This window comes from Glycocaulis alkaliphilus (genome assembly GCF_004000605.1).
GTDB classification, from domain to species: Bacteria; Pseudomonadota; Alphaproteobacteria; order Caulobacterales; family Maricaulaceae; genus Glycocaulis; species Glycocaulis alkaliphilus.
Genome location: NZ_CP018911.1, coordinates 437,705 through 450,931 on the forward strand (window position 1 = coordinate 437,705; position 13,227 = coordinate 450,931).

The 13,227-nt window shown below is 63.9% G+C and carries 14 protein-coding genes; 11 read left to right on the forward strand and 3 right to left on the reverse strand.

All coding sequences use genetic code 11. The features are described from left to right. Nucleotides 1–14: 14 nt before the first annotated feature. From uvrC to X907_RS02140, 5 genes are all read left to right on the forward strand, one after another. Complete coding sequence (gene uvrC / locus X907_RS02120; protein WP_127569250.1) at nucleotides 15–1,928, forward strand: excinuclease ABC subunit UvrC; 1,914 nt, start codon at nucleotides 15–17, stop codon at nucleotides 1,926–1,928. A gap of 10 nt (nucleotides 1,929–1,938) precedes the next feature. Beyond that, on the forward strand, nucleotides 1,939–2,529 hold the full coding sequence (locus tag X907_RS02125; RefSeq protein WP_127565414.1) for a CDP-alcohol phosphatidyltransferase family protein: 591 nt from the start codon (nucleotides 1,939–1,941) through the stop codon (nucleotides 2,527–2,529). Nucleotides 2,530–2,623: 94 nt separating this feature from the next. Then, nucleotides 2,624–3,979: a globin-coupled sensor protein gene (locus tag X907_RS02130; RefSeq protein WP_127565415.1), complete on the forward strand. Its 1,356-nt coding sequence runs from the start codon at nucleotides 2,624–2,626 to the stop codon at nucleotides 3,977–3,979. A gap of 95 nt (nucleotides 3,980–4,074) precedes the next feature. Continuing rightward, nucleotides 4,075–4,791, forward strand: coding sequence for a response regulator (locus X907_RS02135; RefSeq protein WP_127565416.1), 717 nt, complete (start codon nucleotides 4,075–4,077; stop codon nucleotides 4,789–4,791). Between the two features lie 10 nt (nucleotides 4,792–4,801). Continuing rightward, nucleotides 4,802–6,115, forward strand: coding sequence for an ATP-binding protein (locus X907_RS02140; RefSeq protein WP_127565417.1), 1,314 nt, complete (start codon nucleotides 4,802–4,804; stop codon nucleotides 6,113–6,115). A 5-nt stretch (nucleotides 6,116–6,120) separates the two neighbouring features. Here X907_RS02140 and proC read toward each other — a convergent pair whose 3' ends face one another. The 3 genes from proC to X907_RS02155 all read right to left on the reverse strand — a co-directional run bounded on the left by proC (nucleotide 6,121) and on the right by X907_RS02155 (nucleotide 8,016). Continuing rightward, nucleotides 6,121–6,981: a pyrroline-5-carboxylate reductase gene (gene proC / locus X907_RS02145; protein WP_127565418.1), complete on the reverse strand. Its 861-nt coding sequence runs from the start codon at nucleotides 6,979–6,981 to the stop codon at nucleotides 6,121–6,123. Nucleotides 6,982–6,992: 11 nt separating this feature from the next. Beyond that, entirely contained in the window at nucleotides 6,993–7,493 is a 501-nt protein-coding gene (locus X907_RS02150) for a type III secretion system chaperone family protein (protein WP_233352486.1), read from the reverse strand. Between the two features lie 103 nt (nucleotides 7,494–7,596). Then, the gene (locus X907_RS02155) at nucleotides 7,597–8,016 is read right to left on the reverse strand and encodes an accessory factor UbiK family protein (RefSeq protein ID WP_233352487.1); all 420 of its coding nucleotides are present in this window, start codon (nucleotides 8,014–8,016) and stop codon (nucleotides 7,597–7,599) included. On the opposite strand from X907_RS02155, the gene lgt reads away from it, so the two are divergent. The 6 genes from lgt (at nucleotide 8,017) to X907_RS02185 (ending at nucleotide 13,209) form a co-directional block, all read left to right on the forward strand. Further along, the gene (lgt, locus tag X907_RS02160; protein WP_127565419.1) at nucleotides 8,017–8,916 is read left to right on the forward strand and encodes a prolipoprotein diacylglyceryl transferase; all 900 of its coding nucleotides are present in this window, start codon (nucleotides 8,017–8,019) and stop codon (nucleotides 8,914–8,916) included. It begins immediately after the preceding gene. Nucleotides 8,917–8,918: 2 nt separating this feature from the next. Then, nucleotides 8,919–10,034, forward strand: coding sequence for a class I SAM-dependent methyltransferase (locus X907_RS02165; RefSeq protein ID WP_233352488.1), 1,116 nt, complete (start codon nucleotides 8,919–8,921; stop codon nucleotides 10,032–10,034). A 112-nt stretch (nucleotides 10,035–10,146) separates the two neighbouring features. Next, the gene (locus tag X907_RS02170; protein WP_127565420.1) at nucleotides 10,147–11,079 is read left to right on the forward strand and encodes a ribose-phosphate pyrophosphokinase; all 933 of its coding nucleotides are present in this window, start codon (nucleotides 10,147–10,149) and stop codon (nucleotides 11,077–11,079) included. A gap of 154 nt (nucleotides 11,080–11,233) precedes the next feature. Next, nucleotides 11,234–11,869 carry a 50S ribosomal protein L25/general stress protein Ctc gene (locus tag X907_RS02175; protein ID WP_127565421.1) on the forward strand — a complete coding sequence of 212 codons (636 nt, stop codon included), beginning with the start codon at nucleotides 11,234–11,236 and terminating at the stop codon, nucleotides 11,867–11,869. A 124-nt stretch (nucleotides 11,870–11,993) separates the two neighbouring features. Next, entirely contained in the window at nucleotides 11,994–12,593 is a 600-nt protein-coding gene (pth, locus tag X907_RS02180; protein ID WP_127565422.1) for an aminoacyl-tRNA hydrolase, read from the forward strand. A 40-nt stretch (nucleotides 12,594–12,633) separates the two neighbouring features. Continuing rightward, nucleotides 12,634–13,209 (forward strand): hypothetical protein, encoded by a 576-nt coding sequence (locus tag X907_RS02185; protein WP_127565423.1) that lies wholly within the window; start codon nucleotides 12,634–12,636, stop codon nucleotides 13,207–13,209. The last annotated feature ends 18 nt before the right edge of the window (nucleotides 13,210–13,227 follow it).

Below are 13,227 nucleotides of genomic sequence, written 5' to 3' on the forward strand. Positions count from 1 at the left end.
CCTATCTTTCCCTCATGGCCCGCGCACAGAAGCCCCGGACACCGCCTGCAGACACGCCTGACGCGCCTGGCCGCGCCAGCGAGGCGTCTGCGCGTTCCGGGCCGGAGGTGATTGCCGACTACGTCAAGCGCCTGCCGATGAAGCCCGGCGTCTACCGCATGTATGGCGCGGACGGCGAGGTGCTCTATGTGGGCAAGGCCCGCCAGCTGAAATCGCGCGTGTCGAACTACGCCAAGTCCGGCGGGCACAATAACCGCATAGCGCTGATGATCGCGCTGACGGCCAGCATGGAATTTGTCGTCACAGCGACCGAGACCGAGGCTCTGCTGCTGGAAGCCAATCTCATCAAGCGGCTGAAGCCCCGCTTCAACATCATCCTTCGCGACGACAAATCCTTCCCCTACATCCTCATCCGCACTGATCATGCATCGGCCCAGCTGACCAAGCATCGCGGTGCGCGCAAGATGAAGGGCGATTATTTCGGCCCCTTCGCCTCTGCCGGGGCGGTCAATCACACGCTCAACACGCTGCAAAAAGCGTTCCTGTTGCGCACCTGCACCGACAGCGTGTTCGAGGCGCGTTCGCGCCCCTGCATGCTCTACCAGATCAAGCGCTGCGCCGGCCCTTGCGTCGATCTGATCGCGCCGGAACGCTATGAGGAGCTGGTGGGCGAGGCGCGCGAGTTTCTGCGCGGCCGTTCGGGTGCGTTACGTGAACGCTTGCAGGCCGAGATGGAAGAGGCTGCAGAGGCGCTGGACTTTGAGCGCGCCGCGCGCCTGCGCGACCGGCTGCGCGCGATCGCCGCCGTTACCACCAGCCAGGGCATCAACCCGGAGGGCATCGAGGAAGCCGATGTCATCGCCGTCCATCAGGAGGGCAGCAAAAGCTGTGTGCAGGTCTTCTTCTTCCGGGCGGGCCAGAACTGGGGCAACCGCGCCTTCTATCCGCGCCATGATGCCGAGGCGGGGCCTGAAGACGTGCTGGGCGCTTTCATCGCGCAATTTTACGAGGATAAGCCTGCGCCAGCCTTGCTGCTGGTGTCCCATGAACCCGAACAGGGAGAGTTGCTGGCCGACGCTCTGTCTTTAAGGGCGGGGCACGCGGTTGAAATACGCAAGCCCCGGCGGGGCACCAAAACCCAGCTGGTCGATCAGGCGATGACGAATGCGCGCGAGGCGCTGGGGCGCACGCTGGCGGAGTCCAAAAGTCAGGCCCAGCTTCTGGACGGCGTGGCGCGTGTCTTTTCGCTCGAAACCCGGCCCGATCGGATCGAGGTCTACGACAACTCCCACATTCAGGGCTCCAATGCGCTCGGCGCGATGATCGTGGCAGGGCCGGAGGGGCTGGAGAAATCCCAGTACCGCCGCTTCAACATGAAGGGCGGGGATGCGGCCACCAACGATGATTTTGCCATGATGGCCGCCATGTTGCGGCGGCGCTTCTCCCGGCTGGCAAAAGAGCGCGAAGAGGGCGCGCCGGTGCCGGGCCTTGTTCTGATAGATGGCGGCAAGGGCCAGCTCTCCGCCGCGATGGCCGTGATGGAAGAGCTGGGCATGAGCGACATCCCGCTCGCCGCTGTCGCCAAGGGACCGGACAGGAATGCGGGCCGCGAAGATTTCTACATGCCGGGCAGGGCGCCCTTCCGTCTGCCAGCCAATGATCCGGTGCTCTACTATCTGCAACGCCTGCGCGACGAGGCGCACCGCTTTGCGATCACTGGCCACCGCGCTGCGCGCAGCCGGGCGATCAAGGACAATCCGCTCAACGACATTGCCGGGATCGGTGCCTCGCGCCGTGCCGCGCTTCTGAAGCATTTCGGGTCGGCAAGGGCGGTTTCACGGGCGAACCTTGCCGATCTTGAGGCTGTCGAAGGCGTTTCAAAAGCGCTCGCCCGCAAGATCTACGACCATTTTCACGAGCAGGGTTAGGAGACAGGCCATGCTGCGCCATATCCCCAATCTGATCACCGTGCTGCGCGGCGTTGGCGGCATTGCCGGCGCCTGGCTGCTCCTGCAAAGCGCAGGCGCGGCGCTGGAGGAGACGGCGGTTTTCTATGCGGTCCTCTCCGGGCTGATCTTCCTGGTGGCAGCCCTTACGGACTGGCTGGATGGCTGGCTGGCGCGGCGTTTCAGCGCAACCAGCTCACTGGGCGCCCTGCTTGATCCCATAGCCGACAAGGTGCTGACCGGCGCCTATCTGGTGGCCTACACTTTTATCGCCGGAGGCAATCCGGCGCTGGCTGTTCCGGTCGGTATCATCCTGCTGCGCGACATCATCGTCACGGGGCTGCGTCTGGCGGGGCCGCCGCGCGCCGGGGGCGCCTATACGGTTACCAGTGATGCCAAGGCCAAGACGGCCCTGACCATGATTGTAGTCGCGCTACCCTTCATGCTTGTGGCGGCCGGTTTCACGGAGGTAAGAGACTGGTTCTACATCTGGGTTGGCGGGGTCTGGCTATGCGCGGCACTTACCGTCTGGAGTGCGATACCCTATTTGCGCACAGCGCTAAAGAATGGCAATCAAAGGTAGCATTTCAGCGATATGCATCTGAAACTCTTCATTAACCGCATCGTGAGAACGGTGATGTGCATATGCTTATGCGCGCGGACAAGGAGCCGCTTCGATGACCGACTCACAACTTTCCGAGCGTTTTGATTTTCTCAGCTTCACCGAGTCGGACCGTGCGCGTCTGCGCAGCCTGAAGCCGCTTGTCGCGGCCGAGCTGCCGGCGATTCTCGACCAGTTCTATCTCGACATTTCCAAGCACCCCGAAGTCGATGCGATGTTCAAGAGCGCGGAGATGCGCAGCCATGCCCGCCAGAAGCAGCTTGAACACTGGCTGCGCATCTGTGACGCGCAATACGGTGCCGATTATCTCCAGTCCGTTCAGCGCATTGGCGAGACCCACGCCCGGCTTGGCCTGAAACCCGCCTGGTATTTTGGCGGTTACGCCAAGATTGTCGGTGGAATGGTCAAGGCGATCATCCACAAGGCCAATGCAAGCCGCAATTTTCTGCAGCGCTTTGGTAACGATGGCGAGCTCGCAGTAGCGCTCGACACGCTGGTCAAGGCGGCCATGCTCGATATGGATCTGTGCATGTCCACCATCGATGCCTGCGCAGCACGCGCCAAGGCTGAGGAGCGCAACGCGCTCGCGGGTGAATTTGAAAAGACGATCTCTTCCATTGTGTCATCGGTCGCGGCTGCGTCTGAAGAACTGTCAACGACGGCAAAGGCGATGGCGCAGACGGCTGAAGGGACTACCGAACGGTCCTCCAGCGTAGCGGCCGCCTCCGAGGAAGCCAGCGTATCGGCTCGCACGGTGGCTCAGGCAGCCGGCGAGCTCACCCGTGCCATTGGCGAAATATCCGAGCGTGCCAGCGAGGCTGCAGGCGCGTCGTCACAGGCGCGCGAAGAGGCGCGGCGCACTGCGGAGACTATGGCCGAGCTGTCGTCCGCCGCAGAACGTATTGGTACGATTGTCAGCCTGATCGAGACAGTGGCCGAGCAGACCAATTTGCTGGCGCTGAACGCCACGATTGAAGCCGCCCGTGCGGGCGAAGCCGGCAAGGGGTTTGCCGTGGTGGCGAGCGAGGTAAAATCGCTCGCGGCGCAGACCGCAAATGCCACAGAAGAGATTTCCAGCCAGATCGCCAATGTCCAGTCCGTCGTCAACACGGCGGTGAAGGCGATCGAGGCTGTGTCCGGTTCGATTGAGCAGGTGACGGGCGTGTCGGCCTCCATCTCGGCGGCGGTCGAAGAGCAGAGCGCGGCCACAGCCGAAATCGAGCGCAATACCAACCAGTCTGCAGAAAGCTCCGGCATGGTCTCGCAGACCATCACCGAAGTGCTCTGCGGCGCTCAGGAAACCAGCAATTCTGCCGGCGCGGTGGTGAGTGCGGCCGCAGAGCTCGGCAATCAGGCCGAACGGCTGCGCGGAGATGTGTCGCGCTTCCTGGAGCGCATCCGCGCGGCGTGAAGCGGGCTGAAATGCTGCGTAACATCCTGCCACTTTGTAGGCCGGGCAATTCGGTCCATCCTCGGCACTGACTTTGCTGACATAGCGGAGCGAGGATGACCGGACTGCCGCCTGAAACCCATATACTCGTCGTCGATGATGATGACCGTATCCGCACGCTCCTGAGCCGCTTCCTGCGTGAGCGGGGCTTTCGCGTGTCCTCCGCCCCGAATGCGGACAAGGCATTGTCGATGTTGCGCTCGCTCGCCTTTGACCTGCTCATCCTGGATGTGATGATGCCCGGCATGGACGGATTTGAACTGACGCGTGCCGTGCGCGAGGCCCATGATTGCCCGATCCTGCTTTTGACCGCGCGCGGCGAACCCGAAGACCGGATCAAGGGCCTGTCACTGGGCGCCGACGACTATCTGGCCAAGCCTTTCGAGCCTGAGGAGCTGATCTTGCGCGTGCAGGCAATTCTGCGCCGCATGATCCCCAAGAAGCTGGGGGCAAGGCGCGTTCGCTTCGGCAGCTGGATATTCGAGCTGGAAACCGGCCAGCTCCTGCAGGGCGAGGCGCGTGTGCGCCTGACCGGCGGCGAGGCGGCCTTGCTGACAGCCCTTGCCCAGTCGCCCGGAGAGCCTGTCGACCGTTTCCTGCTGTCCGAGCGGGCGGCGGGCGGCGCAGGGGAGCGTGCGATTGACGTGCAGATGACGCGCCTGCGCCGCAAGATCGAGGATGATCCGAAAAATCCTGTTTTCCTCCAGACGGTGCGCGGTGAAGGCTATAAGCTGGTGGCCGAGCCGGTATTCGAGGCCCCGGCGGGAAAGTGAGCACGCGTCCATGAGGCTTGCATTCAAGCGCTATCTGCCGACGAGCCTGTTCGGCCGCTCTCTGCTGATCATCGTCCTGCCGGTGGCGATCATGCAGGTGGCCGTCACCTGGTCCTTTTTCGAGGAGCACTGGCAGACAGTCACGGCGCGCCTGTCTGAAAGTGTGGCTGGTGACGTCGCACTGGTGACTGCCCTGGTCGAACGCTCCGGTCCGGAATCGGTTGATCCTATTGCCAACCTTGCCTTCGAGACCGTCGGCCTGTCGGTGGATCTGCGGGAGGGCGATGTGTTGCCGACCAGCCGGCGCACGGCCTTTTTCCGGGCGCTCGACCGCTCCTTGCGCCGGGCGTTGACCGCGCGGCTGGACAACGAGTTCTGGTTCGACACCACGCGCTATCCTGAATATGTCGATATACGCGTGCAGGTGGATGCAGGCGTCTTGCGTTTCATTGCATCGCGAGAGCGGGCTTTCGCCACCACGGGCCATATCTTCATCTTGTGGATCGTTGGTGCCTCCACGCTTCTCAGCGCGGTATCCATCATCTTCATCCGTAATCAGGCCAAACCCATCCAGCGCCTTGCCGCCGCCGCCGAGGCGTTCGGGCGCGGGCAGGACACAGCCGGTTTCCGCCCCGCTGGCGCGCGAGAGGTGCGCCTGGCCGCGACCGCCTTCATCGATATGCGCGAACGCCTGGTGCGCTATGTCGAGCAGAGAACGGCCCTTCTGGCAGGTGTCAGCCATGATCTGCGTACGCCGCTGACGCGCCTGCGCCTGCAGCTCGCCATGATGCCGGCCGGGCCTGATCGCGAGGCAGCGATCCAGGACATCGCCGAGATGGAAATGGCGCTCGATGAGTATCTGGCCTTTGCGCGCGGGCAGAGCGGCGAAGAAAGCGCACACACCGATCTGGCTGAGCTCTGCCGCTCGCTGGCGGCAAAGGCCGGGCGTTCGGGCTGCGTGATTTCGCTGGACGTGCCGGATGTCCTGACCCGCGAGGTGCGTCCCGGCACTCTGAACAGAGCGGTTTCCAACCTCGTCAATAACGCCGCCGCGCACGGCAATACGGTCAGCCTGTCACTGGTCGATACCGGTGGCCGGATCGAATTCCGCGTCGAGGATGACGGTCCGGGCATTCCGCCAGAGCTTTACGAGGAGGCCTTCCGGCCCTTCAGCCGTCTGGACCCCGCGCGTAACAGCAATACGACAGGTGTCGGGCTGGGGCTGGCGATCGCGCGCGATGCAGCACGTGCCCATGGCGGCGATGTGTTTCTGGAGCACAGCGGGCTGGGCGGGCTGAAGGCGGTTTTGTGGATACCGGCCTAGCGGCCCTAGAGCGCACTGCCGAGCTTGCGTGACTGGCGCTCGGCGGCGGATACGGCGTTACGCACCAGCATGGGCAGGCCGCCACCGGCCATCATCACGTCCAGAGCGGCCTGCGTGGTGCCGCCCGGTGACGTAACGGCACGCCGCAAGGCTGCCGCGTCCGCTGTCTTGCGCTTATGGCCGTCTTCCAGCAACGCGCCGGCACCGGCCACCGTGGCGACGGCGAGTTTCTCGGCCAGCTCTGTGGGAAGGCCTTCGGCTTCTCCCGCCCGCGCGAGCGCTTCGCACATCAGGAAAACATAGGCCGGGCCGGAACCGGACACGGCCGTCACCGCATCCATCATGCGCTCGTCTTCAACCCATTCCACGCTGCCCAGCACTTTCAGGAGCGCGTCGGCAGCGGCGCGGAAATGGGGCGGGTCGGCTTCGATATTGGAAATCGCGACGGAAATGCCCTTGCCGATGGAACCTGGTGTATTGGGCATGGCGCGCACGATGGGATGGCCGGGAAACAGGCGCCCCAGACCGATCAGCCCCGCTCCGGCGAGGATGGAGATAATCAGCGCATCGCGGGGCAGTTTTCCGGCGAGGTCTTCCCCCAAAGCTGGCAGCACCTGCGGCTTTACGGCCAGCACCACGCGGTCGAGACCTGTGGCGGCGGCCTTGGTCAGCGTGGGCATGACCTTGATGGCGTATTTGCCAGCGAGCGCATTGAGCTCTTCTGACGGGTTTGGCTCGACGATGATCAGCGTATCGCAATCCAGCCCGCCCCGGCGCGCGCGCAGCCAGCCTGCGGCCAAAGCCAGCCCCATCCGGCCTGCACCGATAAGTGCGACCTTGCCTGTACGTTCGTTGCTGGCAGACATGGGCTTGACCTTCAGGCCTCCCCGGCCGTGTCAAACATCGCGGCGGCGACAGCCTCCTCGACGCTCTTGCCCCCCCAGACGAGGTAGTGGAAAGCCGGATAGAGCCGTTCGCCGGCCTCCCGGGCAGCCACAATCAGGGCTGCCGCCTGCGCCGGGCTTACCGTCTCTCCGCCAGCCAGCGACAGGGCGTGGCGGAATACAACCGAACCGTCTTCGGCCCAGACGTCGAAATGGCCAAGCCAGAGGCGCTCATTGAGGCGGGTGACAAGCTCGCAGACCTCGCGAAAGCGTGCCTGCGGCGTTTTCAGCTCAAGGCTGGCACAGACATGCATCACATCCAGCTCCGGGCGCCAGGCGAACCAGACCTGATGGTCACGCCACTCACCGGGTACAGCCATGTGCAGCTCGGTATCATCGCGCTCATAGGCGTATTGCTCGGCGATGACCGCCTGCTCCACGCTTTCCAGCGGATCGATTGTCTGAATGTAGGTTTCGGTATGCAGATCCATCATTGCGCCTCCCTCAGAGCACATGCCGGCCTCGTCCCTTGCTGCGACGGTAAGCCGCTCCGGGGAGAGTGTGCAACGGTGTGCAAGGGGTTTGAATTTAAGCCGTTCAGCTGGAAGCCTTTTTCGAAGCGGGCTTGCGCTTCGAAGCCGCCGCAGCGCGCGAGGGAGCAGGCTTTTTGCCCTCCAGCGCCGTCAGACGGGCTTTAAGTGATTCGATTTCCTCGCCCTGCCGGGCGATGATTGCCTGCAAGGCGCGCACTTCCTCGCCCGAAGCGAGATCCATGTCAGCGGCCACGCGTTCGGCCTGCGCCCGGAAAACCGAGCGCGCCTCATCGCCCGCCGCGCGCGCTGCGCCGAAGGCATCGGTCATCAGATCAGCCAGATCAGTGAAAACGGGGTTGCGCGTCTGCATGACAAGACGGTCCTTGCTGGTATAGAGGTCAGGATATAGGCCTTTCGGCCCGTCCAACGCAATGTCCGCCTCGCAGATTTCACCGTTAACGCCGCTCTGGAGACGATACGCCACATGGCCCCGTGCCCCGCGAGTTTCGACCTGATTGATCCCGTCATCTTCGAGATCGGCCCGTTTGCGCTGCGCTGGTATGCGCTGGCCTACATTGCCGGCTTCTTCCTCGGCCTGTTTTACGTTCTCAAGCTGATCGCCCGGCCGCGCCTGTGGACCACACATGCCAGCCCGAAGGCTGCGCCGATGGACCGGGCCTATGTCGAGGAGCTGATGCTGTGGGTGATGGTCGGCGTCATTGTCGGCGGCCGCTTCGGCTATGTCCTCTTCTACCAGACAAGCGCGCTCTGGGAGCGCCCGCTTTGGGTCATAACCGGCATCACCGAAGGCGGGATGAGCTTCCACGGTGGCCTGATCGGCGTCATGCTGGCCATGATAATCACCGCGCGGCTGTGGAAGATTCCGCTGCTGAACGTGTCTGATGCCGTCGCGGCGGCGACGCCCATCGGCCTTCTGCTGGGACGTCTGGCCAATTTCATCAATGGCGAGCTGTGGGGCCGTCCGGCACCCGACCTGCCCTGGGCAATGCGCTTTGCCGATGATCCGCTGTGTGCGCTGCGCCATCCCAGTCAGCTTTACGAGGCCTTCCTTGAGGGCGCGGTTCTGCTGGCGCTCATCGCCTTCCTGATCTGGCGTTTCCGCGCCCTGTCGCGGCCAGGTCTCGTCACCGGCGTGTTCCTTGCCGGTTATGGCGTATTCCGCGCGTTCGTGGAGATATTCCGCGAGCCGGACCGGCATATGCCAGAGGCGCTGCAGGGATATGTCACCATGGGTATGCTCTTGTGCGTGCCGATGATCGCTGCCGGAGCGTACCTGATCTGGCGTTCGCTCAAGGCGCCGCCTGCCTCCGTGCCGGGCGAGGTGCGCCCTGAGCGCAAGAAGTCCCGGTCCAAAGCGGGCTAGCGGTGACTGACGCGGACGAGTTCAACCCGGCGGCGCGCATAGCATCGAATTTGCGCGCGCGCATGGCCTCGCAAGGGCCATTGCCGGTCTCTGTCTTCATGATGGAGGCGCTCTTCGACCCGATGGCAGGCTACTATGCCACGCGCGACCCTATCGGGGCGGGGGCGGACTTCGTGACCGCTCCGGAGATCAGCCAGATGTTCGGCGAGCTTCTGGGCCTGTGGGCGGCGCAATGCTGGCAGGACATGGGCAGCCCGGAGAGCCTTGTTCTGGCCGAGCTGGGCCCCGGCAAGGGCACGATGATGGCCGACATGCTGCGCGCTGCGCGGGCTGTGCCGGGCTTTGCCGATGCCCTGAAAGTCAGCCTGGTCGAGGCCAGCGCCGCGCTGAAAATGGTGCAAGGCCAGACGCTGGCGAGGGCGGGTGTGCCGGTGGGCTGGGCCAGAAGCCTTGAAACCATTCCGGCAGGCCCGGCCATCATTTTCGGTAATGAGTTTCTCGACTGCCTGCCTGTGCGGCAGGCCGTGCGGGTGGAGGGCCAGTGGCGGGAACGCTGCGTGACGCTGCACCCTGATGATGAGAGCCGCTTCGCCTTCGTCACCGGGCCGGTAATCGCTGAGGATGATCCCTTCATCCCTGAGGCTTTGCGCGACAGCCCGGACGGCACGCTGGCCGAGCTGCGCCCCGGTGATGCGCAGGTGATTGATGCGCTGGCTGCGCGTTACTCAGACCATCCCGGCCATGCCCTGTTCATCGATTACGGACCGGCCGTGTCCGAGCCGGGCGATACGCTGCAGGCGATACGTGAGCACCAGAAAGTGGACCCGCTGGATGCGCCCGGCACGGCGGACCTGACCGCGCGGGTGGATTTTGGCACGCTGGCGCAGCGCGCCCGTGCCGCGGCGCTGGATGTCTATGGTCCGGTGGAGCAGGGCGCGTTCCTCAAGGGTCTGGGCATGGAGCAGCGCGCCGCGGCGCTGGCTGCATCCCGGCCTGACCAGCGCGGTACAATCGCCCGCCAGCTTCACCGCCTGACCGCGCCAGACGAGATGGGTGAACTGTTCAAGGTCATCGTCATCAGCGCGCCGGGCCTGCCCGCCCCGCCCCTCGCCGGATAATCCGTGTACGGGATATGGCCTGCGGTGTACAAACACGGCTGCGGCGCTTTCGATACGCCCAACTGTCTGCTATGAGCGCGCCCATCACGGCCAGCGCGAGGGGAAGCTTTCGATGAAACTGATGAGCGGCAACGCCAACCGGCCTCTGGCCAAGGCAATCGCCAATTATCTCGACGCTCCGCTGTCCAATGTCGAGATCGAAACCTTCGCCGATGGCGAGCTCTTCGTGCGCATCGAGGAGAACATGCGCGGCGAGGACGTTTTCCTCATCCAGTCGACCTCCAAGCCCGCCAATGACCACCTCATGGAGCTGCTGATCTGCATGGACGCGCTCAAGCGCGCCAGCGCCCGGCGGATCACGGCGGTCATCCCCTATTTCGGCTATGCAAGACAGGATCGCAAAACCGGCGGACGCACGCCGATCACGGCCAAGCTGGTCGCCAACCTGATCGCCAAGGCGGGTGCAGACCGCGTGCTGACGCTGGATCTGCATGCCGGCCAGATACAGGGCTTTTTCGACATTCCGACGGATAATCTCTTCACCACGCCGGTCTTCGAGCAGGACATCCGCAGGCATTACGATGCATCAGACCTGATGATCGTCTCGCCGGATGTTGGCGGCGTGGTGCGCGCCCGCGCGCTCGCCCAGCGCCTGGGCGCCGACATTGCCATTGTCGACAAGCGCCGCCCCAAGGCGGGCGAGAGCGAGGTGATGAATATTATCGGTGATGTCGACGGCCGCCGCTGCATCATCTTTGATGACATCATCGATAGTGGCGGCACGCTCTGCAATGCCGCTGCCGCCCTGAAGGACCATGGCGCTGCCGAGGTGTCTGCCTACATCACGCACGGCGTGCTCTCGGGCAAGGCCACCAGCCGGATCACGGATTCGGTGCTCAAGGAGCTGGTGGTGACCGATTCCATTGATGTTACCGACAAGGCCGCAGTCTGTGCCAAGGTGCGCGCCGTCTCCATCGCGCCGCTTCTGGCCGAGGCCATCCGGCGTATCGCCAACGAAGAAAGCGTCTCCAAGCTGTTTGACTAGCGGTTGCCAGCAAGAGGGCAGAGCCAACAAGACTCACTGCGCCCTGTTGCACGGCGTGCAAAAACCGGCTAATAGCCCGCGCTCGCTTGAGCGCCGCCCGCTTCCAGGCGGCGAACGCGTTTGAAACCAGAATTTACCACAGGGACCGGACCCCATGAGTGATATTGTTGTTTCCGTTGAGTTGCGTGATCGCACCGGCACCGGTGGCGCCCGTGAATCGCGCCGCTCCGGCCTGGTTCCCGGTGTCCTTTACGGTGGTCCGCGCGGCGCTGTGTCGATCAGCGTCAAGCGCAACGAGCTGGTGAAAGCCATCAATACGGGCAAGCTGATCGCCAACATGGTCGATATCGAGCACAAGGGCGAGCGTCAGCCCGTCATCGCGCGCGACATCCAGTTCCATCCCGTTACCGACGAGCCGATCCATATCGATTTCTACCGTGTGGAAGAAAACTCCGTCATCACGCTGAACGTGCCGGTTCACTTCATCAATGACGAGAAGGCTCCGGGCATCAAGCGCGGCGGCGTTCTCAACATTGTCCGCCACGACATCGAAGTGCGCTGCAAGGCCGGCAACATCCCGACCGAGATCGTGGTCGACCTTTCCGGCTATGACATCGGCGATTCCATCCACATCTCCAGCGTTAAGCTGCCTGAGGGTGTGAAGCCGGTGATCACCAATCGCGACTTCACCATCGCGACGCTGCAAGGCTCGCGCGCTGTCATCGAAGACAGTGTCGAGGGCGAAGATGCCGATACGGGCGCTGCTGAGGACGAGGGCGACGAGGACTAGTCGCCTTTGCGCTGGCCGCTGCGTGCGGCCGGGCGCCTTATACCTTTAAAAGGCGGCGCGGGATGACCTGCAGCCGCCTTTTTCATGACCGGCCCGTGCCGGACAGGCTCGCAAGGGGCATGACATGCTGATCATTGCCGGTCTGGGCAATCCCGAAAGCAAATATCTGAAAAACCGCCATAATGCGGGCTTCATGACGCTTGACGGAATTGCGTCCACGCACGGCTTCGGGCCGTGGCGGGAAAAGTTTCAGGCTGCGATCAGCGAAGGCCTGGTCCAGACGATTGCCGGGCCGAAAAAGACCCTGCTGATGAAGCCTCTGACTTATTACAACAATTCCGGCCTCGCCGTGCGCGCGGCAGCCGATTTCTACCGCGTCGGCCCGGAGGCGGTGACGGTTTTCCATGACGAGCTCGATCTCGCGCCCGGCAAATTCCGCCTGAAGGCTGGCGGCGGGCATGGTGGCAATAATGGCATCCGCTCGATTGCCGCCCATATCGGCCCGGACTTCCGGCGCGGGCGTATCGGCATTGGTCATCCCGGCGACAAGAACATGGTCACCAACTATGTGCTCTCCGATTTTCCAAAAGCCGATGCCGTCTGGTTCGACGCGCTGACCGATGCCATCGCCCGCAGCTTCCCGCTATTGGCAGGCGGAGAGTTTGATGCCTTCCAGACCCGCGTCACCCATCTTGCCCCCGCTCCGGGCACCGCGGACGAGTAACACGCTTTGTCGCGCGCCTTCGCGGCGCTAGACTGCGCCCATGAGCCTTGCTGCGATCATCCTCGCCCTCACGCTTCAGCCCGCGCCGGCCGTGGAGCCGGGCGCCGTGCCCGAACGGGCGCTGCCCTACATCCATGAGGCGGGAGGTTTCGCCCTTACCCTGCCTGCAGGCTGGCGGTATCTGCCGCTGGAGGACGGATCAGGCATCGCATTGCTCCACGATACGCTGGACGCCCGCATTGAGGCCTTCGCGGTGGCGGTGGAGCCATCCGGTGTGCCGGGCCTGCCCGATGACACGCTTGATGCGCTGATCCTGCGTCTCGATGGGCCGGGATTCCGGCGCGGCGCCCATGTCCGTGTGCCGCTGGTAGTGACAGGATCAAGCGTCTCTGACCGCCAACAGGCTGGTGATGTGGAAGCCCTCTCCTATACGGGCGGTGATGCAGGCCGGCGCTGGACGGGTGTCGCTACCACGCGCTGCGGCGCCGACATCATGCTGACGCTGGAGGCAGAGGCGGAGGCTTTTCAGGCGGTGCAGCCGGTCTTCGACGGCGTTCGCGCCAGCTGGGGGCTTCTCCTCGCTGGCGGAGACGAGTTTCCCTGCGGCGGGCGCTGACCGCCCTCACACATTGAC